We start from the raw sequence: 26,162 nt of genomic DNA on the forward strand, positions 1-26,162 counted from the left end.
TCTGCTGACCCCGTCGCGCGGGCGTAAGCCCGTACCCGAGACCCGAGGAGAGCCACGTGCCCCGCATCCATCGACGACCGGCCCTGACCGTGACGGTCGGCGCCGCCCTGCTCGCACTCGCGGCCGGCTGCGGCGGCGAACCGGCGCCCGAGCAGTCGCAGCCGACCCCGCCGGCGTCCGGCGGGCGGACCGCGTACGCGGCGTGCCTGCGCGAGCAGGGTATCGACGTACCCGAGGACCTGCCCTCGGCCCGACCCGGCCGCAGCGGGCAGGCGGACCGGACCGCCCGACCGACCACCCGGCCCACCGCCAGGCCCTCCGGCCAGCCTGGTGCCGGGAACCGCCAGGGCGGGCAGGACGCGCTACGGCCGGCCGACGTCGACAACGCCACCTGGGAACGCGCCCAGCAGGCGTGCGAGGGCTCGCGTCCGCAGGGCGGCCGGCGCGGCGACAGCTGATGACCAGAGGCGGATGCCGGTCAGATGAACGGTGGTAGCGGCGAAACCTCCGGGTCGCGGGCCGGTCGTCAAGCGGGCTCCGGTCGGTTTCGTCCTGACGGATTCAGTTCCGCAACGCCTCGTGATGCGCCCCGAACTGGCGGGCCACGTGGCGGATCACGAGGCGTTGCGGATCCTATGAGGGCCTCGTGGCCTTCGGCACGCTACGAGGCGGCGGAACGCCTGCGAAACGGCTGTTCGAGGACGTTCCGCCGCCTGCCCATAACCCAATTGTGACGATTCGATGGACCGTCCCCGGGGCGGTCGCCTCGGCGACGGCTGACGGACTCGCGTCACGGACATTCGTCGTGACGATCAGGCTGGTCACCAGCACCGGCTTCGAGATCACCACCCAGCAGGGCTCCTCACCGACAAACGGTGCGCCGGTGTCGTACCCGTCGGTCTACTTCGGCTGCCACTACACCAACTGCTCCCCCGGCACGAACCTGCCGATCCAGGTCAGCCGGATCAGCAGCGCCACCAGCAGCATCAAATACAAGTACGTCGGCGGGGCCACCTACAACGCCTCGTACGACATCTGGCTCGACCCTACGCCCAAGCGGGACGGGGTGAACCAGATGGAGATCATGATCTGGCTCAACCGCCAGGGCCCGATCCAGCCCATCGGCTCGCCCGTCGGCACCGCCACCATCGACGGCCGCCGCTGGGAGGTCTGGCGGGGCAGCAACGGCTCCAACAACGTCATCTCGTACCTGGCCCCGTCGGCGATCAGCAGCGCGAACCTCAACCTGCTGGCATTCATCAACGACACCCGCAACCGGGGCGCGATCACCGACAGCTGGTACCTGACCAGCATCCAGGCCGGCTTCGAGCCGCGGCAGCGCGGCACCGGTCTCGGCGTCACGTCCTTCTCGGCCAGCGTCAACGGCGGCGGCTCGACAACCCCGCCACCGTCGTCGAACGCCGCCTGCACGGTGAAGTACACGCGGGCCAGCGTCTGGAACAACGGCTTCACCGCCGACGTCACGATCACCAACCGAGGCTCCAGGACCATCAACGGCTGGAACCTGACCTACAACCTGCCGACCGGCCAGCAGGTCACCAACGCGTGGAACGCCACCGTCACGCAGAACGGGTCCGCGGTCAGCGCGCGGAACGTGAGCTTCAACGGGTCGATCGCGCCCGGGGGTACCGCGAACTTCGGGTACGAGGCGAAGCTGAGCGGACCGTACTCGTCGCCGACCAGCTTCTCCCTCGATGGGGTCACCTGCAGTCGAGCCTGACACTGCCATGCCAGCGAACGTCATGGAGGACAGCGACGTCGCGGCCGTGCGGCGCGTTATCGCCACGGCGGCCGCGAGGCGCGATCAAGCTGGTCCGCCATAGCCGCCGTACGGCAGAACGAAGGGAAGGCCGGTACGTCTCGGCCTTCCCTTCGCCCGCCATGTGCGTGTCGCCGAGGCTCAGTGCTGGTCGAGTGGCAGCGCGAGGTCGACGACCGTGTAGCGGCCGAAGGTGCCCTGCTTGTCGGCCTCGCCGGTGAGCATGTCGATCTTGTAGAGCTTGCTGTCGTGGTCGACGCGCAGGACCGCGTAGCCCTTGTTGTAGACGGCCTTGTCGTCGTGGATGCTGCTGTAGATGTCGAAGCCGGCCCAGATGCCGGCGTCGACGCCGAGCTTGCCGGTGGCGGCCAACTGGCCGGCGTTGGCCGGGGACTGTACCGCGACCTGGTCACGCTCGGTGTCGATGTCGAACAGGGTGGTGGCGGTGTCCGGATCGAGGTCGTTGTTGGTGTACGCGGCCCCCGTCAGGCCCTTGGCAGCGTCCGTCGACGGCGGGTAGACCAGTGTGCCGTCGACGACAGTGGTGTCGTCGTTGACGTTGTGCCGCAGGTTCTGGCCCTGGTCGCTGATGACCCGCAGCCGGTCCGCGGCCGGGTTGAAGTCGACACCGAAGTAGCGGCCCTTGAGCGGGACACTGAGCTGGCTGACCTCGGTGGCCTTCGCGTCACGGGTGGAGATGAGGTAGATCCCGCCCTCGTCCCCCACGCCGTACAGGCGGCCGTTCTGGACCCGGTAGTCCATGCCGACGAGCTTCTCGCCGCCCTCCAGCCACACTCGGCCGATCATGCAGGCGTCCCACGGCTTGTCGACGTCGAACTTGATCAGCTTCTGGTCGTCGGTCAGCCCGATGGCCTTGAGCCCATCCCGGCCCTCCTTCCTGCCGTACGTCGACCGCTCCTCGCCCTTGTCGTCGTACTTCGACCAGTAGCCGCTATTGTCGTCGTCGTATCGCGACTTGTGGTATTTGTCCTTGTCATAGCGGTCGTGGTCGTGGTCGTAGTCGGAGTGACACGACTTGTCGCGGTCGTACTTCCCGTCGTTCCACGACCCGCCATCGGCGGCGGCCGGGCCGGCGAACGCCCCGACGCCGACAGCGACTGACAGACCAGCGACCAGCACACCCCTGTTGAGCAGATACCTCATGTCCAGCACCCTTCTGTCACGGATGGACCGAAGGCCTCCGATCGGCCCCAGCAACATGAGAACAGCTCGCAGCAGCCCTTGAGGCGGCATTGGGCGATAGTGAATCCGTTCGACTGAAAGCAGCCTTGACCAGCTGAAACACACCGGGCGGCGCACGCGCCACCGTCAGCACGAGGAGCACACGTGTCGCAGCGACAGCATTCCCCTCATGATCACAGGACGCCGGGCAGCCGCCCCTGTTCGAACGGCATCCGTTCGCCACCGCGCCGCGATCCTCCAGTGTGCAGAAGGACGGTCCCGGCGCGCCTGCCGCAGGGGTTGGCGTTGCCGACCAGACCGGCTGCCTCGACCGGACACAGCCTCTGAACTGCACGTAAGAAAGCGGTAATGCTGCTCGACCAGGCTGCCCGGCTAGTATCCGCTCATGTCCGGTCCCCGTACCACAATCCTGCCCGGTGTGGCCGCCTTGACGGCGGTCGTTCTCACCCTCACCGCCTGCGGCGGCACCGAGCCGCCCGCCGCCCCGGACGGCGCGACCGCCGGGCCAAGCGCAGCGGTCCGGCCGACCACTGCGGGCACTGTCGGCCCGGCGGCCAGCGGTGCGACGAACGCCGCAGCCCCGGAGACGATCTCGTTCACCGGCCGGACGATCGACGGCGGGGCCTTCTCGGGTAGCAGCCTCGCCGGCAAGCCCGCAGTGCTGTGGTTCTGGGCGGCCTGGTGTACCCGCTGCCGTGCGGTGGCCGACGAGGTCGCCGCCGTGCAGCGCGAGAACGCCGGCCGGGTCAACGTGGTCGGCGTGGCCGGGCTCGGCAGCGGCGACGAGGCGATGCGACGGTTTGCGAGGGAGACCGGGATCGAGGGCTTCCCCCACCTGGCCGACGACGACGGTCAGGTCTGGCGCCGCTTCGAGGTGACCAGCCAGGAACAGTACGTGCTCCTCGACTCAGCCGGCACGGTGGTGCACTCCGGACCCCTGTCCCCGGCGGACCTGCGCAAGCGGGTCGCCGGGCTGAACTGACCATGCCGGACACGCCATACGGCCTCGCCGTCGGCGCCGGGCTGCTGGCCGCGGTCAACCCGTGCGGCTTCGCATTGTTGCCCGCGTACCTGTCGATGCTGGTGCTGGGCGACAAGCCGCCGGCCGGGCGGGGCCTGCTCGCACCGATCGGCCGGGCGGTCGCGCTGACCGGCGCGATGACGCTGGGGTTCGTCGCGGTGTTCGGCGCGTTCGGGCTGCTCGCCGCCCCTGCGGCGGACGCGGTCGCCCGTCACCTGCCCTGGGTGTCGATCCTGATCGGTCTCGCCCTGGTGGCGGCCGGCTGCTGGTTGCTGGCCGGACGCCAACTGCCGGCCTTCACTCCGAAGGTGGCGACCGGACCGGCGGTCCGCCGACGATTCGGCTCGATGGTGCTGTTCGGCATGGCCTACGCGATCGCCTCGCTCGGCTGCACCATCGGCCCTTTCCTGGCCGTCGTGGTCGCCGGGTTCCGCGCCGGGTCGGCGCTCTCCGGCGTCGGCCTTTTCGTGGCGTACGCGATGGGTATGGGGCTCGCGGTGGGGGCCGCCGCACTGGCCGTCGCGTTGGCCCGCGATTCGCTGGTACGACGTACCCGTCGGACCGCACCGCTGCTGGGGCGTGTCGCCGGCCTGCTGCTGATGGTCACCGGCGGATATGTGGCCTGGTACGGCTGGTACGAGGTGCGGGTCCTCACCGGTCGAGGTGACACGGACGACCCGATCATCGACGCGGCCGGCGCCGTTCAGACAGCGCTCAGCGGCTGGCTGGCGGATCGGGGACCATGGACCGTCGCCGCGACGACGCTCGCGCTGCTCGCCCTGGCCGCCGGCGTGACACTGAGGCGCCGGCGGCGAGCACTGGCTCAGCAGGGCCATCGGTCTTCCCGCTGAGGATCGGGACATCACTCTCATCACTTGACCTGCCGAAGCCCGGTGGTCCTCGTACGCTTCGGGCCAGCATCACGGCTGCGCGGGCGGAGCACATCCCCGCGACGATCAGCATCGCCACGCGGCTACCACTCACGGCGGCCGGCGGCGTGCCGCGCCGCAGGGTGCACCCGGCCTTCGTCGAGGCTCAGACGGCCGCGAGCCGGACGACGAACCGACATCCGTCCGCGGTGTTGCACACCTCGACTCGGCCGCCGTGCGCTTCGACCAGTCCGCGCACGATCGCTAGCCCGAGACCTCCGGACGCGCTGTCACCACCCGCGGTGCGGGGGGTGCGGGCGGGCTCGCCCCGGAATGCGACGTCGAACAGCCGAGGCAGATCGGTAGGGGGGATGCCGCCGCAGGTGTCGGCCACGGAAAGCCAGGCCAGGTCCTGGTCGCGGCCGGCCTCGACAAGTACGCTGCCGTCCGGTGGTGTGTAGCGCACCGCGTTGAGCAGCAGGTTCGCCACCACCCGGGTCAGCTCTGGTTCACTGGCGGCGACCGTCGGCCAGCCGGACTCCGCGGCGACCAGCTTGATTCGCCGGGCTGCCGCCAAAGGGGCGGTGCTGGCCAGTGCGTCCGAGACCACCTCGCCGAGCGGTACCGCCGCCATGGACAGCCGCAGGGCCCCCGCGTTGATCCGGGACAGTTCGAACAGATCGTCGACGAGCCTGGTCATCCGGTCCGTTTCCAGCCGGATACGCCGGTGGTACTCGTCGACCGTCGCGGGATCACGGACGACGCCGTCCTCCAGCGCCTCCGCCATCGCCCGCAACCCGGCGAGTGGGGTACGCAGGTCATGCGAGACCCAGGCGACGAGGTCCCGACGCCCGGCCTCCACCTGCCGCTCCCGTTCGCGGGCCTGGTCGGCCCACACCGCGGCGGTGGCCAACCGGCGGCCGAAGAGCCCGCCGACGCCGAGGCTCACCACCGCCGCCGCGCCGACGGTGATCAACACCACCTCCAGGTCGTGCGGGGACAGGAACATCGCCTCCGCGACCGCCACGACTCCGAGGACGACCGCGACCACCGCCGTGGCGAGCAGCACGCAGAGGTGCACGATGATCGAGCTACCTCGGAGCAGTCGCAGCAGCAGCGCTCCGGCGACACCGGCGGCGAGCGCCGCGCCGAGAGCGATCGCGAAGATCAGTGCCAGATCACGCACCGGCGGACCCGTACCGGTAGCCGATGCCCCAGACGGTCACGAGCCGTCGGGGGTTGGCCGGGTCGGCCTCAATTTTCTCGCGCAGGCGCCGGACGTGCACGGTCACGGTCGAGTGGTCGCCGAAGCTCCAGCCCCAGACCCGCTCAAGGAGTTCGGCTCGGGTGAATGCCCGGGCCGGGTGCCGCATCAAATGGACGAGAAGGTCGAACTCGCGCAGGGTCAGCGCGAGCTCCCTGCCGGCGAGATGCACGGTGCGTGGGCCGGTCCGCACCGTCAGGTTGCCGTCGGTGAGAGTCTCTGGCCGCCCGAGGCTCTGCTCACCGCCGGCACGGCGAAGCACCGAACGGACCCGCAGCACCAACTCCCGCGGCGAGAAGGGTTTGGTCAGGTAATCGTCCGCACCAAGTTGCAGGCCGAGGATCCGGTCGGCCTCGTCGCCGAGCGCGGTGAGCATGATGATCGGTACGCCGTGGGGCCCGGCCCGCAGTTCACGACACACCTGCAGGCCGCTGACCTCGGGCAGCATCAGGTCGAGCACCACCAGGTCCGGCGTCTGCCTGGCGACGGCCGCCAACGCCGCTGCCCCGTCGCCCGCGTGGCTGGCCCGGAAACCGTCGTGCTCCAGATAACGGCAGATCACGTCGCTGACGTTGTGGTCGTCGTCGACCACCAGCACCTGCTTCTTGGCCTGAGGCCCTCGTTCCCGCCCTGTCCCGGCCGCATCCATCCGGCCAGCGTAGCGACGAACTGGGCGCCGACGGCCGGCCGGAAGCTTGCCAGGTTCTTACGGCTGCGGCCTGCCAGGGGTGGCGGTCATGGCGCGGCGGGACGGTCCACGCGGGTCAACTCGGCGAACCAGCGACAGCCAGACCGGAACACCTCGCCGACCGCCAGTCCCGCCGCAGCAGCGACACCCGACACCGCAACGGTGTCCAGCCACGCCCAGCGGAAGGTAGGGCCCCGGTGTCGTCCGGTCGCCACGTGGGCCTGCCCCTGCCAGGCGCCGGCGCCGGGCGGTTCGAGCTCGACCAGCACCGTGCCGGACGGACGCAGCAGCGCCCCGCACCGTCGCAGCAGCGCGACCGGGTCGCCACCGATGCCGATGTTCCCGTCGAGCAGCACCGTGTGTGCCCACCGCCCCTCGGCTGGCAGCGGGCCGAACAGGTCGGCGTGCACGGCGACCGCGCCGCGCACCCGGGTCAACGCCACCGCCTGCGACGACACGTCCACCCCCACGGCGCTCAGCCCGGCTTCCGTAAGCGCCAGCGACATCCGGCCCGGACCGCATCCCAGGTCGAGGGTGGGGCCGGCGCAGCGGGCGACCACCGCCGCGTCCGCCGGGGTGGCCGGTCGATGCCACCGCCTCACCGGCAGACGGCGGCGGGGCCCGTCCGCAGGCATCAGCCAGTGCACGTCTCCAGCCTGGTCGCGTAACGCGGAGGCAAATCCGTCCCCGTTCACGCGCGTACCACCATGGCGCGACGCACGGCCTCGACCTGGCGGGCGAACCGGCCAGCCGGGACCGCCGCCGCCACGGCGCGCGCGTCGGACCAGTTGTCGACGTCTCGCAGCACGGGCAACGGCACGGCACGCAGCCCGCGCCCGGTCAGTGCGGACCAGGTCGATCGGCCCGTGACCGGCGTCGACATCGGCACCGCGCGCAGCACCACCGCCTGCCGGGGGTCGCGCAGCCCCAGCGCCCACCAGCCGCCGTCGTGGGCGTACCCGAGCGCGGCGTCGGCATCGTCCAGCCGGCGGATGGCGGCGGCCAGCCGCGCCGGGGTCAGTTGCGGGGTGTCCATCCCGATCTGCAGCACCCGACGGTCGGGGAACGTCTCGGCGACGTCGAGGTGGGCGTGCGCGATTCGGTCGGCGAGTTCCGTGCCTCGCTGCGGCAGGACCGACCAGCCGGCGAGGGCGGCGGTCAATTCCACGCCGTCCACGCCGTCCGCGAGGTGTCCGGCCAATGCCAGAACGGGCGTCACCCCTGGTGTGTCCCGGACGGCATCCAGGGTGTCCCGCAGCGCGGCGGCGGCCAACTGCGCGGCCTGGACAGGAGTGGCCGGCGGGCACAGCCGGGTCTTCACGAAGCCGGGCACGGGCGCCTTGGCCATCACCAACACGACGGTCACCGGGGCTCCCGGACGGTACGCAACACGGCGGCGAAGTCTCGGGTGGCCCGCAGGGTGCCCCGCACGGAGCCGGAGACCTTGGAACGGGTGCCGGCAGCGCGCGGGGCGTAGGTGACATCCACCTCGTGGATGCGCCAACCCGCCGCGGCGGCCCGGATCAACAGCTCCAGCGGATAGCCGAAGGCCCGGTCGGTGACTCCGAGGGCGAGCAGCGCCTCCCGGCGGGCCACCCGGATCGGGCTGAGGTCGCGCAGCGGCACTCCCCGGTGCCGCAGCAGCGCGGTGACCAGCGCCGTGCCCGCCCGGGCGTGCCAGGGCCACACCCCGACACCGACCGGTCGACGACGGCCGACGGCCAGATCGGCGACCCCGTCGGCGACAAGGGCGACCAGGGCGGGTAGCTCTCGGGGGGCGAAGGATCCGTCGGCGTCCAGCACGCAGACCAGTTCGGTGTCGGCGACCTCGATCCCGGTGTGCACGGCCGCGCCGTACCCCCGCCGTGGTTCGTGCACCACCCGCGCACCGTGCCGGGCGGCCACCTCGGGTGAGCCGTCGCGCGACCCGTTGTCCACGACGATCGCCCGGTATCCGGGCGGCAACGCGGTCAGCACGGCGGGCAGGGCAGCGGCCTCGTCCAGGCACGGCAGCACCACGTCGATCTGTGTCGGCATACCGCCGACGCTAGGGCCGGCACAGGGCTGCCCGCGCCCGATTCGACCTTACGGAACACTTACCGCGCCGACACTTCTTACCGTCCGGTGACATACCGACGAAGTGGCTGACGGGGGCGTGGACCGACCCGTACCGTCCGGTCGACATGAGACCCGGTGCCACCGTTTCCCGCTCGTCCGTCCACCACCGCGTCCCGAACCGCCACCGGGGCGACCTGCTGGTGCTGGGCGTCGAGGCGACGCTGTTGGTCACCGCCGTGGTGGTGGGCGCGATGCTCAACCGCGCAGGCGTGGGCCTGCACGCCGATGCCGCGCCGCTCTACGCCACCTGGAGACCACACCTGGGCTGGGGCACGCCGGCCGCGTTGGCGATCGCCGTCGCGGTGGTCGGGCCCGGAACGCAGTGGGCCCGCACCGCCCGGTGGGGCACTCTGCTGTCCGTCGGCTACCTGGCCGCGGTCGGCTGGACGCTCGCCCTGGCCCTCGTGGACGGCTGGTCGGAAGGGCTGACCCGACGGCTCACCCCGCAGGCGGAGTATCTGCACGAGGTACCCCGGGTAACAGACATCGGGCGGATGCTGGCCGGTTTCGCGGACCGCATCCTGGACTTCCAGCCGGACTCGTGGTCCACCCACACCGCCGGCCATCCACCGGGTGCCCTGCTGGTGTTCGTCGTACTCGACCGGGTGGGCCTGGGTGGTGGCACGGCGGCGGCGCTGGCCTGCGTCCTGGTCGGGGCAAGCGTCGTGGTGTCCGTGCCGATCGCCCTACGGGCCCTGGGCGCCGGCGGGGCCGCCCGGGCATCGCTGCCGTTCCTGGTGCTGCTGCCCGGAGCGGTCTGGGTGGGTGCCTCCGCTGACGGTCTCTTCACCGGGGTGGTAGCCGCCGGCCTCGCGCTGCTGGCGGTACGAGGAACCGCGACCGCGTTGGCCGGCGGCGTACTGCTCGGCTTCGCGCTGTACCTGTCCTACGGCTTCGTGCTTGTCGCGCCCCTGGCTCTCGTCGTGCTCGCGCTGCGTCCGCGAGGCCGGGGTGCCGCGCTGCTCGCTGGCGCGACCGGTGTGGCCACGGTGGCGGTGGCGTTCACCGTTTCGGGGTTCTACTGGTGGCAGGGGTACGACCGGGTGGTCGAGCGCTACTACCAGGGTTGGGCGGCCGACCGTCCTTACGCATACTGGGTCTGGGCCAATCTGGCGGCGCTGCTGCTCTCTGCCGGGCCGGTGGTCGGGCCGGCGCTGCGCCGCACTCTGCACTCGGCCCGCGGGGCCTGGCGGGCGGCCAGCCCCCCGGAACTGACCGCGTCGACGCCGGGGACCAGCAGCTCGGGCCCGGGCGGTGACCCGCTGACCCGCGTCGCGGTGCGAAACCGGCGGCTCGGCGCGCTCGCGCGACGGGTCGAGACACTCGGGCCCACCGTCCTGCTACCGGCCGCCGCGGTGCTGGCGGTGCTCGCCGCCGACCTGTCGGGCATGAGCAAGGCGGAGGTAGAGCGGATCTGGCTACCGTTCACGGTCTGGCTGCTCGTCGCCACCGCGCAGCTGCCCGCCGCGACGCACCGCTGGTGGCTGGCCGGGCAGGCGCTCACCGCTCTGGCCGTCAATCACCTGCTGTTCACCGTCTCGTGAGCCGGGCCCCTACCGCCGATGGGCGGGGGCGAGTCTGCTCAGACCGACACGACGGCGGGTTCCCGTAGCGGATCGGTGGCGAAGGCGGTCACTCCGTCGACGAAGCTGACCCGGGCGGTGTATCCGAGCAGGTCGCGTGCGCGGCCGGGGTCCGCGACGACGTGCCGCACGTCGGCGGCCCGGGCACCGCCGACGACCACCGGTGCTGGCCCGTCCATCGCCGCCGCCAGGGCGGTGGCGAGATCGCCTACGGTGTGCGGCTCGCCGGAGCAGACGTTCACCGGTACCAGACCGTCCGGGGCCGGCGCGGTCAGCGCCAGCACGTTGGCGCGCGCCACGTCGGAGACGTGCACGAAGTCACGCCGCTGCAAGCCGTCCTCGTAGACCCGTGGCGGCCGACCATCAGCCAGCGCCGACCGGAAGATCGACGCTACTCCGGCATACGGCGTGTCGCGGGGCATCCGGGGGCCGTACACGTTGTGGTAGCGCAGTGCCCAGACCCCTGCGCCGGTCTGCCGGCTCCACGCGGCGGCCAGATGCTCCTGGGCCAGTTTGCTGGCCGCGTAGGTGCTGCGCGGTTCGAGCGGGGCGTCCTCCGGCACGAGTGCGCAGGTGAGTGGGCCGGCGCACGTGGGACAGGTGGGGTCGTACCGGCCGGCGGCGACATCGGCCTCGCGACGTGGGGCCGGCCGAACGACGCCGTGCCGGGCGCAGGTGTACCGCCCTTCACCGTAGACGACCATGGAACTGGCCAGCACCAGACGAGACACGCCAGTCCGGTGCATCGCTGCCAGCAGCACCGCCGTGCCGTAGTCGTTGTGGATGACGTAGTCGGGGGCATCCGACGGGTCCAGCCCGTGCCCGACCATCGCCGCCTGGTGACACACGGCATCGACCCCGGCCAGCAGATCGTCGAGCAGGTGCGGATCGCGGATGTCCCCCACGACCGGATCATGCTGGCGGAACCACGCGGGCAGCACGCTCCCGTGGGCCTGGGGCAACAGCGCGTCCAGGCACACCACCTGGTGCCCCTGTGCGACGAGCAGGTCCGCGACCTGCGATCCGATGAACCCGGCGGCGCCGGTGACGAGTACCCGCATTGGGTCACGCTAGGTCAGCGGGGCGGCAGTCGGGGCCGGTTCGGCTCCGACGTCAGCACTTCGTAAGGGGACGGCCGGTAACCCTTCGGTAATGCCGCAATGCCCGCCCGAGGGCGCCGTTGCCGGTTAGCGTCCTGCACGAAGCCTGACGCGTCCGCTCCGACGCCTCGCCGACTGGAGGAACCGTGCCAGCCGACCCGCCGTCTGACGATCCACCCGCGGGAGCCGACCGTGGTGAGCCGAGGCGCACGTCCGACGGGCCTGGGCCCTCCGCCGAGGCGTCCGGTAAGCGAGTGGACGCCTACCCGGCGCGGCTGTGGCGTGCGTTGGATCGGCATCGCCCTCCTGGAGCGGACGCCGCCACCAACGCGTGGCGCAGTCCGGTGCGTGGCCCGTGGTTGACGTCCGTGTTCGGTGTCGTCCTGCTCGCCACGCTACCGCTTGTGATCATCACCGGCCTCCTGGACTGGATCGCGTACGGCCCTCGGCTCGGCCAGGCGTTTCCCAGCGACGTGGGCTGGTTGCACCCTCTCGTCTTCGACTGGCCGACCCGCCCCGCCTGGCTGTTCCGGCTCACCCAAGGGCTGCACGTGACGCTCGGCATCGTGTTGGTTCCGGTGGTGGTGGCGAAGCTCTGGTCGGTGGTGCCCAAGCTGTTCGACTGGCCGCCGGCCCGTTCGGTGGCCCAGGTGCTCGAACGGCTGTCGCTGCTGCTGTTGGTGGGCGGAATCCTCTTCGAGATGGCGACCGGCCTGCTCAACATCCAGTACGCGTACCTCTTCGGGTTCGACTTCTACACCGCGCACTGGTACGGCGCCTGGATCTTCACCGCCGCCCTCGTCACGCACGTGCTGATCAAGCTTCCTCGGACGATCTCCGCGCTGCGTGGCCCGCGCTTCACGCGTACGACGGCGGAGGAGACCACGCCGGAGCCGGCGGATCCGGACGGGCTGGTAGCCCGCCGGCCCGGCCCGGCGACGATGAGCCGACGTGGCGTTCTCGCCCTGACCGGGGGCGGCGCGTTGCTGTTGGCGGCGCTGACCATCGGGCAGAGCCTGGACGGGGCGCTGCGCCGGACCGCGCTGCTGCTACCGCGGGGCCGGCAGCACGATGACGGACCCAACGGTTTCCCGGTCAACCGGACCGCCGCCGCGGCCGGTATCCGACCCGCCGACACCGGGGCCCGGTGGCGACTGACGGTGCGTGGCAACGGCCGCACGGTCGAGGTGGACCGCGATGGCCTGCTCGCGATGACGCAGCACAGCGCGGATCTGCCGATCGCCTGCGTCGAGGGCTGGTCGACGACGCAGACCTGGACCGGGGTACGGCTACGGGACCTCGCCGCGCTGGTCGGCGCACCCGACAGCGCCGTGGCACGGGTCGAGTCGTTGGAACAGGCCGGCCTGTTCCGGCAGGCCCGGTTGCAGGCCAACCAGGTCCGCGACCCCGACTCGCTGCTCGCCCTGCGGGTCAACGGCGTCGACCTGTCGGCCGACCACGGCTATCCGGCGCGGATCATCGTGCCTGCGCTGCCTGGTGTGCACTGCACGAAATGGGTCCGCAGAATCGCCTTCGAGGAACAGCCCCATGACTGAGTTCCGGCGCAAGTACGGCGCCCCGCTCTGGCATCTATCGCTTCTGCTCGGCTGCTTCGCGGTGACCGGCTGGATAGCCTTGCGGCTGGCCGGAGAGCCGACCGCGTGGCGGATGCTGCTCTGGTTCATCGGCGCGGTCATCGCCCACGACCTGTTCCTGTTCCCGCTCTACGCCCTGGTCGATCGGGCGCTGCGCGCGAAGCTGGGTGGCGCCGGGGGTCGATCGGCGCTGAATCACGTGCGGGTGCCCGCGCTTGCCTCCGGGCTGCTCCTGCTCGTCTACCTTCCCGGCATCCTCGGACTCGGCGGCGACACGTACACGGCGGCGACCGGCCTGACCCCACAGCCGCTGCTGGCCCGCTGGCTGGTGGTCAGCGCAGCGATCTTCGCCGGCAGCGCGGTGCTGTACGCGCTGCGGCGTCGTCGGCTCAGGGCTGGAGTCGATATCGGTGGGCCAGCAGACTGACCGAACGGTCGTGCGACAGGGCTCGCGTGCGGGTTGCCGTCCCGGCCGACTCGCGGTGGTGCCTGCCGACCAGTGAGGATCTCGAAGGAGAACCGCCAGCTGCGCGGGTAGGCCGCCGAGTTGCGGCGGCCTAACGAGATCCAGACGGCGTAGGCACCGACTCCGCCGGTTGGCGGCCCGCTTGACCGGGATTGTCGCTGCCCGGGTGCGGCGATACCGGCGTGGCATGGCGGTGCGGGCGCGGATCACGGAGATCTCGCCGCTTCGGAGGGTAGCCGGACGGGCTCTGGCGTGGCGGTGAGCGACTTCGATGCCACGCGCTGTCCACCGCACATGGTGAACCGACGACAAGTCTCGGTCATTCTTGGGTCGAGATCTTGACAGTGGGCCCCAGCCTCGCGAGCATGCTTATGCGCATCACTAGGAACCGCGAAGCATTTCCCCTGTAGTTATCCGCATAACTTAGGATGGCGGCTTGTTCAAGATCAAGACTTTCCGGGCAGCGGCAGTCGCTGGAGTGCTGGGATCGGCCCTGCTGAGCAGTGCTGCCTCAGCCAGCACCGTGATCGACCCGCCGGGCGATCGCGGGATCAACAACGTCCTCGGCACGGCGATCCCGCCGCAGGCCGCGGCCGAGAACGACGTGTCGATCGAGCGCCAGTTCAGCATCGAGATCGAGAACGTCGCCGGCGGCGCGATCACGCATGTGGCCGAGAACGGCGCCCGCACCCGGATGGGCGGGGTCGAGCGTGCGGCCACCAGCACCGTGGCGGCCAACGACGGGTTCTGGGCGTCGAAGTACTCCCGGGCGGTCGACGGCTCCCTCAGTCACGTCCTGGCGACCTCGGTCTACGTCCTGCGCCTGCGGGTTGGGCCGGACCAGGCGTACGACCCGCTCAACCAGCGGGCCTTCACCGCCCGGTTGGTCAACCTGCGGCCGGACCAGTTCCTCGAGGCCGATCAGGGCAACTGGCAGGCGGACACCATCTACACCGACATCCCCGGCGGGATCAAGATCTTCGGCGGGGCCACGGCGCCGCCGGTGGGATCGCCGGTGACCTGGTGGGACGCATCCAGGTCGCAGTGGCGGCCGTTGGCCGCACACTTCGCCGCGAACCCGAACGCCGCCGTGCCGGCCAAGATCCGGTACACGGTGTACAAACCGGTCTCGGCGTACGGTACGCCCGGCTACCTGGAACTGGAGAACTGGTCGGCCGGCGACACGGTCGGCGGGCGGACCAATCCGGCCAACGGCCGGGTGCTGGTCGCCTATCCGGGCGGCGTGGTGCGGCACGTGGCCGACGTGCTGCAGCGGGTCCGCGGCTCCGGACGTTTCGGGGGCACCGAGTTCGCCGCGATCGGGCAGATCGACACCAACCATCCGGGCGCGCTGACGCTGTCCACCTCGCCACGGGTCGGCTACACCACTGATTTCGACAAGCGCGGCGGGCTGCAGATCGTGCCACCCAACCACGCGAAGTACCTCGGCTACGTGCTCGGCCAGGAGCCGTTCGTCGGACGCGCCCAGTGGATGGTCGTCGGTCCGGTCGGGGCCACATCGGCGCAGCTGGCCGACGAGCGGTACCTGGTTGACGGCCAGCTCTCGGTGAACCCCGGCTGGGAGGCGGTCGCGCCGCTGTTCGGGATGTACGTCCGGACCTCGTACAACAAGGACTGGCTGGCCGGCTCGACCCGGTTCGTCGTGTCCTACGACTACGGCGCCACCTGGCAGCAGAGCCCGCCGCTGACCGGGACCACCGAGCCGCCAGCCTCGCCGGTGAACAACTGGACCAACATCCGCATCTACCTGCAGTACCCGACCGGTCCCTGATCCGGCTCCCGGTCCTGGGCCGCAGTGTTCCCCCACCCCCTGAGAGAACAGAGAGAAACCATGAGAAGAAGGCAGTGGAGCGCCCTGTGCGCCGGTGTCGTGCTGTCGCTGGCACTGAGCGCCTGCGGCAACGGCGCCGCCCCCTCCGCCGGGCGTGACGCCTCGACGCTACGGGTGTGGTTCCCCGGCAATCTGAGCAGCGAGATCGCGCTGGTCAACGACGAGCTGGTGCCGGCGTTCGAGGCCAAGCACCCCGGCGTCGACGTCCAGGTCGAGTTCGTGGACTGGGGGAACCTGTCGACCCGGCTGTCCACCGCCTTCGCCGGCAACACCGCACCGGACGTGTTCGGCCACGGCAACGCCGCAGCCGCCGGCTTCGCCAAGGCGGGACGGGTCGCGCCGCTCGACGAGCGGGTCGCGGGCCTGCCCGGCGGGGCTGCGGACCTGACCTTCCTCGCCGACGGCAAGGTCGACGGCAAGCAGTACGTGATGCCGCTGCGCGGCTTCGGCTACCTGGTCGCCTACCGCACGGATCTGATGACGGCGGCGGGCCTCGACCCGGCGAAGCCGCCGGCGACCTGGGACGATCTGCGCTCCGCCGCGCAGAAGCTGACCGTCCGCGACGGCGGCAAGATCACCCGCTCGGGGCTGCTGCTGGCCACCGACAACCCGACCAGCATGACCCAGTCCTTCGCGAGCTTCCTCTACCAGGCCGGCGGCGCCTTCCTGGGCCCTGACGGCGCCTCGGTCACCTGGAACTCGCCGGAGGCCGTGTCGGCACTGTCCTTCGCCACGGGCCTGTACCAGGGCGGCGACGCTGTCGCGACCGGCGTGGGAGAGAAGACCGCCAATGCCGGAGCCCAGCATCCGCTGGTCACCGGCCGGGCCGCCATGGCTCTGGTCGACGATGCCACCCTCAAGACCATCTACGAGCAGGCGCCGGAGATGGCCAAGAACATCGCGGTCGCCCCCGCGACGACCGGCCCCAAGGCCGCCGCGTCGTTCGGCGGCGCGGGCAACGGCATGTTCGTCAGCGCCGGCTCCAAGCAGCAGGACCGGGCCTGGGAGTTCATCGCCTTCCTGCTGGAGGCGGAGAACCTCAAGAAGTACACGATGGCCGTCGGCGGCATTCCGGCCCGCGGCTCGCTGGCCAAGGACCCCGAGCTGGCGGCACTGCCCTACCTCGCCCCGTACATGACCTCGGCGGCGGCTTTCCGGGGCAACCCGGTGCACCCGAAGTGGACGCAGCTTCGCGATTCGCTCGGCGCGAGCGTCGAGAAGGCGTTCCGTACCCCCCTGGCGCCGCAGGCGGCACTGGACGAGGCGGCCGTCGCGGCCGAGAAGGTGCTCAAGGGCTGACCTGATGACTCCCGCATCGACCGGAATCCGTGCCGCAGGCAGGAACGACCGGGACGACCAGAAGCGGGCCGCCGAGCCGGCCCGGCGCGATGAGCGCCGGGCCGCCGGCCGGCCCTCGGCACGGCGGGTGAGCCCGGTCCGCCGCGGTCAGCGCCGCGCCGGCTGGATGCTTGTCACTCCGGCGGTGCTGGTCCTGCTCATCGTCGCCGCGGTGCCCATCGGGTACGGCTTCTATCTCAGCCTCACCTCCTACAACCCGGTCGAGACGACCGGCCCGCAGTTCCACGGCCTCGACGGATACCGTGCCGTTCTCGGCTCGGCCGAGTTCTGGCGCGCGCTGCTGACCACGATCGTCTACGCCGTCGGTGTCCTGGTGCTCACCATCCCGGCGTCGCTGGGTCTGGCCATGCTCGTCAACGGCCGGTTCCCCGGAGTGACCCTGTTCCGCGGGGTGATGTACCTGCCGCGGGTGGTGCCGCTGATCGCCGTCAGCATGATCTGGCTGTGGCTCTACTCCCGGGACGGGTTCTTCAACTACGCCCTCGATCTGGTCGGGCTGCCGCCGGTCGACTTCCTCAACACCGAGGGGACCGCGCTCGGCTCGCTGATCGTGATGCGGGCCTGGAAGGCCCTCGGCGGCAGCATGATCATTTTCTTGGCGGGTCTGCAGACCATCCCCAAGGAACTGCTCGAGAGCGCCGCCGTGGACGGCGCCGGCCGCTGGCACTCGTTCCGGCACGTGACTCTGCCGCTGCTCGCGCCGATCACCCTGTACGTCGTGGTGATGGACCTGATCTACCTGGCCCAGTCGTTCTCGGAGATCTACGTGCTCACCTCCGGCGGCCCGCTGGGCTCGACCACCGTGGTGAACATGCTCGTCTACCGCGAGGCGTTCCAGAACTTCCAGCTCGGCCACGCCAGCTCGATGGCGTTCGTGCTGTTCTGCCTGATCTTCGCGTTGGCCTATGTCAACGTCCGCCTGCTCACCCGGACGGGGAAATCATGACCGGTCGTCGCGCCTGGCGTTGGCGGCGGACCGCTGCCGTCGGCCTGGTGGCCGCCCTCGTCGGCCTGCCGTTCTTCTGGCTGATCTCGCTGGCCTTCCGGGACCCCACCGAGATCTTCAGCTACCCGCCCCGGCTGCTGCCGCAGCGGCCGACCCTCGACAACTTCCGCTACGTCTGGGAGACCACGAACATCCCGGTGGCGCTGACCAACAGCCTGACCGTCGGCGTGATCACCGTGCTCAGCAATGTGATCGTGGCAGTGGCCGCCGGATACGCGTTCGCCCGGCTGGACTTCCGCGGCTCCCGGGCGATGTTCGGGGCCGTACTCGGGGCCGCGATGGTCCCCGCCGTGGTGCAGATGATCCCACTGTTCCTGCTGGTCCAGCGCTGGCCCATGGCCGGCGGCAACGACCTGTTCGGCGAAGGCGGCTCCGGCCTGCTCAACACCTATGCCGGGCTGGCCCTGCCACTGCTGGTCCAGCCGCTCAATATTTTCCTGGCCAGGCAGTACTTCCTGGGCCTGCCCGAGGAGATGGCGGAGGCCGGCCGGCTGGATGGCGCCTCCGAGCTGCGCATCTTCGCCAGCATCTACCTGCCGATGGCCCGGCCCATCCTGGCCACCATCGCGGTCCTGTCCTTCACCGGGGCCTGGGAGGATTTCCTGTGGCCGCTGGTCGTCGTCGCCAGCCCCGACATGCAGACCGTCCCGCTGGCGCTGAGCACCTACTCGGCCAGCGGTGTCGTGCAGTACGGCCCGCTGATGGCCGCCACGATCCTGGCCACCGTGCCGGTCCTCGTGGTGTTCGTCGCCGGGCAGCGGCACTTCGTGCAGGGCCTGGCCGCAGGCGGGGTGAAGGGGTGAGCGGCGTCGTGGCCGTGCTGCCGCTGGACGACCGGCCGGTCACCTACCGGCAGGTCGCCGAGCTGGGAGAGCTGTCAGGCGCCACCGTGCTCCTGCCTCCCCGGCACATGCTCGGCCGCCGGGGCGCGGCCGGGGACCTGCCCGCCCTGGCCGGTTGGATCGAGCAGGCCGCCGGCCACGGCGATGCCCTCGTGGTCAGCCTCAACCAGCTCGTCCACGGGGGATACGTGCCCTCGCGCCGGACCACCGAGACGATGGCCGACTGGCTGCCCCGCCTGCAGGTCCTGCACCGGCTGCGCGACACCCGTCCGGACCTGCGGATCTACGCCCACACGGTGCTGATGCGAACCAAGGCCCGCAATGACGCCGGCGCGGAGCCCGCCTACTGGGCCGACCACGGCCGCTACTTCGGCGACCTGTCCCGCGAGCTCTACCGGGCCGAGCACGGCCGGCCTGACCAGGTCGCCGACGCCCGCGCGGCGATCCCCGCCAAGCTGATCACCGACCTGGTCCGCCGCCGCGTGCAACTGCACCAGCTGCAACTGCACGCGCTGTCGATGACCGCCGACGGCATCATCGACCTGCTGGCCATCACCCCCGAGGACACCACCGCCGAGTCGATGTCGACGAGCGAGCGGGAATGGCTGCAGGCGTGGATCGGCCGCTATGGCATCGCCGACCGGGCGCTGTGCTATCCAGGCGCCGACGAGGTCGGTTCGGTGCTGCTGGGCCGGGCCGTACTGGGCGCCTCGGGCCGGCCGGCGCCCACCGCGCTGGTGCTGTGCGCGGTCGACGGCGGCCTGGACCGGATCGCCGCGTACGAGGACGTGCCGGTGGGGCAGACCATCGCGGCCCAGTTGGAAGCGGCGGGCCTGCGCCGGGCCTGCTCGGTGGACGGCGCTGACCTCGTCGTCGCGGTGCATCCGCCCGGCCTGCCGGAGCGCGACTGGTTCCACCCGAGCGCCGGGCAGGCCTCGGCGCAGGACCGCGGGGCCGCCGCCCAGGTGCTCGCCGACCAGGTCGCCGAGCTGGTCGGACGCGGCCACCGGGTGGTCGTCGCCGACGTCGCCGACGCGAACGGGTCAGACCCGGCCCTGGTCGAGGCACTGCGTGCCAGGCTGCCGCTCGACCGGCTGGCCGGGTACGCGGGCTGGAACACCGCCGGCAACAGCATCGGCAGCACGCTGGCCCAGGGCTGCGCGACGATGACCGGTGCGGACGTACCCGGCATCGCCCGAAGGCGGGTGCTGACCCGCCGGTTCCTCGACGACTGGGCGTACCAGACGCAGGGTCGGGCGCTGCTGCGCCCCACCGGGACCACGCACCCGTCGGCGCTGTCGGCCGAGCCCGACGCCACCATGCTCGCCGTCGAGGCGCTGCTCGCCGAGCGGCTGGCCGAGCTACCCGGCCTGGCCGGTGCCTGCCGGCTGCGTCCCGGCAGCGTCCACCTACCGTGGGGGCGATCGTTCGAAGTGGACTTCGAACTGGACGCGGCGGAGGAACACGATGGCTGACAACTCATGGCGCAGACCCCGCCAGGCCGACATCGCCCGGCTCGCCGGCGTGTCACAGGCGACGGTGTCGTATGTGGTCAACGGCCGCACCGACGGCCCGGTGATCCCGGACCAGACCCGGGACCGGGTCCTGGCAGCCGCGCGTGAGCTGGGCTACGTCGCCAACCCGTCGGCCCGCAGCCTCGCCGGTGGCGCCAACCGCCTGATCGGCGTCTACACGTTCGAGTCGATGTTCCCGATGGACCACCACGACTTCTACTACCCGTTCCTCGTCGGGATCGAAGCCGAAGCCGAGGCGCAGGGCTACGACCTCGTGCTGTTCACCAGCGCCACCACCGCCGACGGTCGCAGGTCCATCTTCCGGGGGCACACCAGCCGGCTCGGCCTGGCCGACGGCTGCGTGCTGCTGGGCAAGAACGCCGACCGCGACGAACTGGTCCAGCTGCGCGACGACCGCTATCCGTTCACCTACGTCGGGCGGCGCGAGATCCCCGGCGGCAGGATCAGCTACGTCGCGGCCGACTATGCCGCAGCCACCGGCCGGGTCGTGGACCATTTGGTGAAACTCGGGCACCGGCGGCTCGCCCACCTGGGCCCGCGCACGCCGGGCGAGTACTCCGCGGACCGGGACAGCGGCCTGCGGGAGGCGTCCGCGCGCCACGGCCTCGACGGCACCGTGCTGGACTGCCCGATCGACGACGCCGGGCCGGGCACCGACGACGTGCGCCGGCTGCTGGCCGCCGGTGCCACCGCCTTCGTCGTCCACGAACCGGCTGCGGCACTACGGGTCCGGGCCATCCTGGGCGAGCTGGGCCTGCGGGTGCCGGCCGACTGCTCGCTCGCCGCGCTGAACGACCCGCCGGGCGACATCCCGGAGGCCGCCGACCTGACCTGCTTCCAGATCCCCCGCCGCGGCATGGGGTCCAGGGCGGTCCGCCTACTGCTCAAGCAAATCAACGACCCCCGCAACGCGAAACCACACACCGCTGTCCTCCGCTGCACGTTCGTGCCCGGCCGCACCAGCGGCCCCGCGCCCGCGGTGAGCCTGAAAGGAATGACATGACCGACTCCCACGTGGACGTATTGGTGGTGGGCGGAGGTCTCGGCGGCGTCGCCGGCGCCCTGGCCGCACTGCGCCGAGGCGCGTCCGTCCTGCTCAGCGAAGAGTACGGCTGGCTCGGCGGGCAGCTCACCACGCAGGCGGTGCCACCCGACGAGCACCCGTGGATCGAGTCCTTCGGCTCCAGCGCCAGCTACCGCGCGCTGCGCGACGGCATTCGCGAGCACTACCGGCGCTGGTACCCGCTGACCGCCGAGTCGGCCCGCGACCCTCACCTCAATCCCGGCGGTGGCCGCGTCAGCCGGCTGTGCGCCGAGCCGGCCGTCGGCGCCGCGGTCCTCGACGCCATGCTGACGCCCTGGATCAGCGCCGGCCGGCTCACCGTGCTGCGCCACCACCGACCGGTCGCGGCGCAGACCGACGGCGACCGGGTCACCGCAGTCGTGCTGCGCGACCTGCGGACCGGCGACGAACGCACCATCACCAGCCGGTACGTGCTGGACGCCACCGAGACCGGCGAGGTGCTGCCGCTGACCGGAACCGAGTACGTCACCGGGTTCGAGTCGCAGGCGGACACCGGCGAGCCCAGCGCCCCGCGGCAGGCCCAGCCGATGAACATCCAGGCAGTGTCGGTCTGCTTCGCCGTCGAGCACCTCGCCGGCCAGAACCACACCATCGACAAACCCGCCGACTACGCGTACTGGCGTGACTTCCGGCCCGACTACTGGCCCGGCCCGCAGCTCGGCTGGACCGCCCCGCACCCGCACACCCGCGCACCGCGGACCTACGAGTTCGCGCCCAACCCCGACGACCGCCCCGGCACGATCATCGCCGACCAGAGCCGCGACCCCGGCGCCGACGAGCTGTGGACGTTCCGCCGCATCCTCGCCCGCAACCACTTCCGGCCCGGCGCGTACGCCAGCGACATCTCCATGGTCAACTGGCCGCTGATCGACTACGTCGGCGGGCCGCTGTTCGAGGTGCCGGCCGACGAGGCGAACGGGCACCTGGCCGCGGCCCGCCAGCAGAGCCTGAGCCTGCTGTTCTGGATGCAGACCGAAGCCCCCCGCCCCGACGGCGGCACCGGCTGGCCCGGACTGCGGCTGCGCCCCGACGTCATGGGCACCGCCGATGGCCTGGCGATGGCCCCGTACCACCGCGAGTCCCGCCGGATCCTCGCCCAGTACCGGGTGGTCGAACAGGATCTGGCAATGTCGGTCCGGGGCGAGGCCGGCGCGGTCGTCTATCCCGACTCGGTCGGTGTCGGCTCGTACCGCATCGACCTGCACCCCTCCACCGGCGGCGACAACTACATCGACGTCCCCGCCTGGCCGTTCCAGATCCCGCTGCGCTCGCTGGTCCCGCAACGGGTCCGCAACCTGCTCGCCGCGGCGAAGAACATCGGCACCACCCACATCACCAACGGCTGCTACCGGCTGCACCCGGTCGAGTGGGCGGCGGGAGAGGCCGCCGGCGCTCTCGCGGCCTTCTGCCTGACCAACCGACTCGAACCGCAGCAGGTCACCGGGTCGCCCGGCAGCGTCGTCGACTTCCAGCGCAACCTGGAAAGCGACGGTATCGAGATCACCTGGCCGCAGATCCGCCCCTACTGACCCATCAGCCGCCACCGGACGGGAACCACACATGATCCTCCCCGAAGGGCGCCTCGGCGTCCTCGTGAGTCTGCCCCACAACGACGTGACCCTCGCCGCCGCCGCCCGAGACGCCGCAGCCGACGGGCTGAAGGTCCACATGAACATCCACCACCGGGCGTCCGGCACCCGCTTCGGCGACCTCGACGAAGAGGGCGAACGGCTACGCGAGATCGTCTCGCTCGGGCTCGCCACCGGGCTCGTCGTCGGCGCCGCCCGTACCGTCGACCCGGCCCAGACCCGGCGGGCCGCGCAGCTGGGCTTCGACTACTTCGACGTGTACGCCGCATACGCCAACACGACCTACGTCACAGACTGCGGACCGGCCACGGCGATGGCCGCGATCGGCCCGAACGACGACGTCGCGACTGCGGCAGCGCTCGTCGCCCAGGGCATCGGGGCCATCGAGGTCTCCACCGTCGACCCGGCCGACTACGGGACACCACTCTCACTGGGCACCCTCGCCAGGCTGACCGCCCTGCGCGCCGCGGTCGACGTCCCGCTCATCGTCCCCACGCAGCACAGGCTCGTTCCGGCGGACCTCGCCGCCCTCGCCGCGGCCGGAGCCGACGCCGTGCTGCTCGGCGCAGTCGTCACCGGCACGACCGCCCCGGCGATCACGGCCGCCGTCGCGCAGTTCAGAACGGCCGCTCACAGCGCGAGTCCGCATGGGCGGAGGCATTCGACCGTGAGGTGACGGCGTGTCGGAGCGCTCGGCCGATCGCAATGAAGTCGACCGTGGTGGCCGCCGCCTGTAACGGGGCCACCAAGGTCTGGTCAGTCGTGACGCCGCCGGCCGAGGCCATCAAACGCGTCCGACGATGGCCGGTGGTGCCAGCTCGACTGCTCGTGCATCTTGCGAAGACCCGCCCGGCGGGTGAGCGTCAACGGCAGAGGCCGGCCGAGTCAGCGGAGTGGTGTCACCCGCACCGGGGTGTTTGGCGGCACGGTGCTCACGCCAAGCAGGCTGGGCCGACGCGACCGCCGAGACGACATCGACGCCATCTCGGTGTCTCCGACGTCGTCGTCGGCCGGGGCTGGCGATGAGTGCGCCGATGACAGCGACATTCTGCCGAGCCCAGCCGATCGACTGGCAAGTTGCCGGACGCCGATGGCCCCAGGGCCGCTGGCGTGCGAACAGTTGCGAGGGCGCACAGGCTATGCGCGCCCTCGCAACTGTGGCGTTGTCAGGAGGGTAGGCCCAGCGCGTTCCAGAGGATGAAGGGGTTCATGTCCTCACAGGGACCGATGGGAGAGGCGCCGTGGTTGCCCCGGGCGGCACGGAAGTGAACGTGACGGTGGTTGAGACCGTCCGCCTTGGTGCCGATCTTGGCCCACCTGGTGCCCCTGGTGAAGGTGTTGCCGACACGCAGTTCCGAGCCGTCAAGAAGGTGACCTAGGGTCAGGCTCATGTTAACGGAGGGAAAGTAGACCTGGATCCACCGGTTGTAGCCGCCAGGGTCGTAACCGCGGCCGACGACACGACCGGCTCCCCAGGCGTAGATGCGGTTACCGGTGGGAGCGCCGACGTCGACACCCTTGTGACGCTGGTCGCCTTGACATCCGAACTGGTAGCCCGGGAAGTACTCGTTGTAGCTGGAGGTGGTACGGCCGCCTTCCACACCCCACCAGGTGCCGGCCGGCAGCGGCGCGGCGACAGCCGGCGGGGCAACCAACAAAATCAGAGCGGCGGCCAGAGCGGCCGCAAAAGCAACACGCCAGCGTGATGGCATCTAATGTCCTCCATCGCTCAGAGATCCGGATTCGCAGTGCGATCCAGGCTCGGTCGGTCGAGTTCGTCGTACGATCCGGCGAAGAATATGAGGACACTTGCACATCAGTCAATGCCGCGGCCTTGAGGGGCGTTCGATTTGCACTTGATCTACCAGCATGCCCCTCCCCCGGGACCGCTCTCGGCGCGCTACCCCGGCCCGCTGGCTGATCCCGCAGCCCCACACCACTACAAGCTGACACGGAGGAACCGGCCCCACGCCGGGTCCTCAGATGCCGCCAAGACGTCAGCAAACACGCGAACCAGACTCATTGAGCATCGGCTATGGGGTGCGCGCAGTGGCGTGAGGTGTGGTCGGCTCAACCCGTCGGCGAGGAGAGCCCGACCGAGCGGTTGGCCGCCGAGGAACACCTGGCTGATTGCGGCGGATGCCGCACGTGGTACGAAGCGGCGGTCGCGGTGACCCGCCGGACTCGACTGACACTGGCCGGCAGCGGGGTGAATGTCACCGAAGCCGTACTGGCCGCTCTTCCCTCCCCTCCCGTACGGCTCGCCACATGCCTGCGGGCCGCGCAGGGACTGGTCGGGGCGTTCCAACTGGTGCTCGGTCTGTTCCAGGTCGGCCGTGGTCCCTCCGTCGCGCACCGACACTTCCTCGGGGAGACGCTGCTGTCCGGGCACCTGTGGCACGAGGTTGCGGCGTGGAACGTCAGCGTCGGCGCCGGGTTTCTGTTCGTGGCGGTCCGGCGCACCCACCGACGGGGCTGGTGCCGATGCTTTCGCGTTCGTGGGCACCCTGGTCCTGCTGTCGGTCAACGATCTGTCCACCGGTGCGGTGGACACCACTCGGTTGGTCAGCCACACAGGCGTGTCCCGAGGGCTGGCCACCACCGGGGCGCTGATCGCGCTGATGGCGGTACTGCCACCGGCGTTCACCGGGCACGCCGCGGGGGCCGGCAACCACCAGATCGCGGTCTCCAGCCTCGTCCTGCACGTCCTCGCCGCCGCGGTGCGGGTGGGCTGCCTGCCAGCTCTGCTGGTGGCCCGTCGCAGCCGACACCTCGCCGACGCCGCCGACCGGTACAGCCGACCGGCCCTGGCTGTATCGTCGCGGTCGCGCTCAGCGGTGCCGCGAGCGCCACGGTGCGCCACGGCACGTCGAAGAACTCTGGCGGTCCCGGTACGGGTGGCTCGTGCTCGGCAAGCTGGCCGCGCTGGGTCTCCTCGGGGTGCTGGGCGCGGCCCACCGGTCGCCAACCCCCGGGCGTCTGCTGGGGCTCCGTCCTTGCGGAGTTCCTGAAGAAGTTTGTTCGAAACCAAGGCGGGAAGCCCCGACACAGGTAGGGCAGCCGCGTGCCGGGCCATCGGCAGCCTCGCGCGCCTGCGGGAGGCCGGCGGTGGTCAGCGCCGGCCTCCCACCGTCCCTGCTGTCGAGAATCCATCGAACGCGACACCGCCCATCGGCACCGATAACCACGTTCGAGGTGACACGGTGCG

General features: G+C 71.1%; 22 protein-coding genes and 2 pseudogenes. 16 read left to right on the top strand and 8 right to left on the bottom strand.

Going from position 1 to position 26,162, the window contains the following annotated elements; all coding sequences use genetic code 11:
* Positions 1-89: 89 nt before the first annotated feature.
* The gene (locus tag ACN27A_RS08905) at positions 90-458 is read left to right on the top strand and encodes a hypothetical protein (RefSeq protein WP_421458408.1); all 369 of its coding nucleotides are present in this window, start codon (positions 90-92) and stop codon (positions 456-458) included.
* 362 nt (positions 459-820) lie between these two features.
* Positions 821-1,741: pseudogene (locus ACN27A_RS08910) on the top strand (GH12 family glycosyl hydrolase domain-containing protein); the annotation flags it as partial.
* A 180-nt stretch (positions 1,742-1,921) separates the two neighbouring features.
* Here the strand turns inward: ACN27A_RS08910 and ACN27A_RS08915 are convergent.
* Positions 1,922-2,944 (bottom strand): DUF4394 domain-containing protein, encoded by a 1,023-nt coding sequence (locus ACN27A_RS08915; RefSeq protein WP_421451327.1) that lies wholly within the window; start codon positions 2,942-2,944, stop codon positions 1,922-1,924.
* 424 nt (positions 2,945-3,368) lie between these two features.
* On the opposite strand from ACN27A_RS08915, the gene ACN27A_RS08920 reads away from it, so the two are divergent.
* Complete coding sequence (locus ACN27A_RS08920) at positions 3,369-3,965, top strand: redoxin domain-containing protein (RefSeq protein ID WP_421451330.1); 597 nt, start codon at positions 3,369-3,371, stop codon at positions 3,963-3,965.
* A gap of 2 nt (positions 3,966-3,967) precedes the next feature.
* Positions 3,968-4,855 (top strand): cytochrome c biogenesis CcdA family protein, encoded by an 888-nt coding sequence (locus ACN27A_RS08925; protein WP_421451333.1) that lies wholly within the window; start codon positions 3,968-3,970, stop codon positions 4,853-4,855.
* Between the two features lie 184 nt (positions 4,856-5,039).
* On the opposite strand, the gene ACN27A_RS08930 is transcribed toward ACN27A_RS08925, so the two are convergent.
* The 5 genes from ACN27A_RS08930 to ACN27A_RS08950 form a co-directional block, all read right to left on the bottom strand.
* The gene (locus ACN27A_RS08930) at positions 5,040-6,059 is read right to left on the bottom strand and encodes a sensor histidine kinase (protein WP_421451335.1); all 1,020 of its coding nucleotides are present in this window, start codon (positions 6,057-6,059) and stop codon (positions 5,040-5,042) included.
* Complete coding sequence (locus ACN27A_RS08935) at positions 6,052-6,786, bottom strand: response regulator transcription factor (RefSeq protein ID WP_421451337.1); 735 nt, start codon at positions 6,784-6,786, stop codon at positions 6,052-6,054. The genes ACN27A_RS08930 and ACN27A_RS08935 overlap by 8 nt, the downstream gene beginning before the upstream one ends.
* Positions 6,787-6,872: 86 nt before the next feature.
* The gene (locus ACN27A_RS08940) at positions 6,873-7,427 is read right to left on the bottom strand and encodes a class I SAM-dependent methyltransferase (RefSeq protein WP_421451340.1); all 555 of its coding nucleotides are present in this window, start codon (positions 7,425-7,427) and stop codon (positions 6,873-6,875) included.
* A gap of 89 nt (positions 7,428-7,516) precedes the next feature.
* Positions 7,517-8,191 (bottom strand): TIGR04282 family arsenosugar biosynthesis glycosyltransferase, encoded by a 675-nt coding sequence (locus ACN27A_RS08945; protein ID WP_421451342.1) that lies wholly within the window; start codon positions 8,189-8,191, stop codon positions 7,517-7,519.
* Entirely contained in the window at positions 8,188-8,862 is a 675-nt protein-coding gene (locus tag ACN27A_RS08950) for a glycosyltransferase family 2 protein (protein WP_421451344.1), read from the bottom strand. Before ACN27A_RS08950 ends, ACN27A_RS08945 begins: the two co-directional genes overlap by 4 nt.
* A gap of 146 nt (positions 8,863-9,008) precedes the next feature.
* On the opposite strand from ACN27A_RS08950, the gene ACN27A_RS08955 reads away from it, so the two are divergent.
* On the top strand, positions 9,009-10,487 hold the full coding sequence (locus ACN27A_RS08955) for a hypothetical protein (protein ID WP_421451346.1): 1,479 nt from the start codon (positions 9,009-9,011) through the stop codon (positions 10,485-10,487).
* Positions 10,488-10,525: 38 nt separating this feature from the next.
* On the opposite strand, the gene ACN27A_RS08960 is transcribed toward ACN27A_RS08955, so the two are convergent.
* Positions 10,526-11,587 carry an NAD-dependent epimerase/dehydratase family protein gene (locus ACN27A_RS08960; RefSeq protein WP_421451348.1) on the bottom strand — a complete coding sequence of 354 codons (1,062 nt, stop codon included), beginning with the start codon at positions 11,585-11,587 and terminating at the stop codon, positions 10,526-10,528.
* Between the two features lie 185 nt (positions 11,588-11,772).
* Between ACN27A_RS08960 and ACN27A_RS08965 the strand changes: the two genes are divergently transcribed.
* The 10 genes from ACN27A_RS08965 (at position 11,773) to ACN27A_RS09010 (ending at position 23,630) form a co-directional block, all read left to right on the top strand.
* Positions 11,773-13,182, top strand: a complete 1,410-nt coding sequence (locus ACN27A_RS08965) for a molybdopterin-dependent oxidoreductase (RefSeq protein ID WP_421451350.1) — start codon at positions 11,773-11,775, stop codon at positions 13,180-13,182.
* Positions 13,175-13,648 (top strand): hypothetical protein, encoded by a 474-nt coding sequence (locus ACN27A_RS08970; RefSeq protein WP_421451352.1) that lies wholly within the window; start codon positions 13,175-13,177, stop codon positions 13,646-13,648. The genes ACN27A_RS08965 and ACN27A_RS08970 overlap by 8 nt, the downstream gene beginning before the upstream one ends.
* A gap of 475 nt (positions 13,649-14,123) precedes the next feature.
* Complete coding sequence (locus tag ACN27A_RS08975) at positions 14,124-15,479, top strand: hypothetical protein (RefSeq protein WP_421451354.1); 1,356 nt, start codon at positions 14,124-14,126, stop codon at positions 15,477-15,479.
* Between the two features lie 60 nt (positions 15,480-15,539).
* Positions 15,540-16,838: an extracellular solute-binding protein gene (locus tag ACN27A_RS08980; RefSeq protein ID WP_421451357.1), complete on the top strand. Its 1,299-nt coding sequence runs from the start codon at positions 15,540-15,542 to the stop codon at positions 16,836-16,838.
* Between the two features lie 4 nt (positions 16,839-16,842).
* Positions 16,843-17,844 carry a carbohydrate ABC transporter permease gene (locus ACN27A_RS08985; RefSeq protein WP_421451360.1) on the top strand — a complete coding sequence of 334 codons (1,002 nt, stop codon included), beginning with the start codon at positions 16,843-16,845 and terminating at the stop codon, positions 17,842-17,844.
* Positions 17,841-18,707, top strand: a complete 867-nt coding sequence (locus tag ACN27A_RS08990) for a carbohydrate ABC transporter permease (RefSeq protein ID WP_421451363.1) — start codon at positions 17,841-17,843, stop codon at positions 18,705-18,707. Before ACN27A_RS08985 ends, ACN27A_RS08990 begins: the two co-directional genes overlap by 4 nt.
* A complete protein-coding gene (locus ACN27A_RS08995; RefSeq protein WP_421451366.1) occupies positions 18,704-20,221 on the top strand; it encodes a DUF4127 family protein in 1,518 nt (505 codons plus the stop codon). The genes ACN27A_RS08990 and ACN27A_RS08995 overlap by 4 nt, the downstream gene beginning before the upstream one ends.
* Positions 20,214-21,284, top strand: a complete 1,071-nt coding sequence (locus ACN27A_RS09000) for a LacI family DNA-binding transcriptional regulator (RefSeq protein ID WP_421451369.1) — start codon at positions 20,214-20,216, stop codon at positions 21,282-21,284. Before ACN27A_RS08995 ends, ACN27A_RS09000 begins: the two co-directional genes overlap by 8 nt.
* Positions 21,281-22,894, top strand: coding sequence for an FAD-dependent oxidoreductase (locus ACN27A_RS09005; protein WP_421451372.1), 1,614 nt, complete (start codon positions 21,281-21,283; stop codon positions 22,892-22,894). The genes ACN27A_RS09000 and ACN27A_RS09005 overlap by 4 nt, the downstream gene beginning before the upstream one ends.
* A gap of 31 nt (positions 22,895-22,925) precedes the next feature.
* Positions 22,926-23,630 (top strand): hypothetical protein, encoded by a 705-nt coding sequence (locus ACN27A_RS09010; RefSeq protein ID WP_421451374.1) that lies wholly within the window; start codon positions 22,926-22,928, stop codon positions 23,628-23,630.
* A gap of 490 nt (positions 23,631-24,120) precedes the next feature.
* Here ACN27A_RS09010 and ACN27A_RS09015 read toward each other — a convergent pair whose 3' ends face one another.
* Positions 24,121-24,666 carry a M23 family metallopeptidase gene (locus ACN27A_RS09015; RefSeq protein ID WP_421451376.1) on the bottom strand — a complete coding sequence of 182 codons (546 nt, stop codon included), beginning with the start codon at positions 24,664-24,666 and terminating at the stop codon, positions 24,121-24,123.
* Between the two features lie 323 nt (positions 24,667-24,989).
* Between ACN27A_RS09015 and ACN27A_RS09020 the strand changes: the two are divergent.
* A pseudogene (locus tag ACN27A_RS09020) lies at positions 24,990-25,575 on the top strand (zf-HC2 domain-containing protein); the annotation flags it as partial.
* Positions 25,576-26,162 lie beyond the last annotated feature (587 nt).

Source organism: Micromonospora sp. WMMD737 (assembly GCF_049179055.1).
GTDB classification, from domain to species: domain Bacteria; phylum Actinomycetota; class Actinomycetes; order Mycobacteriales; family Micromonosporaceae; genus Micromonospora; species Micromonospora reichwaldensis.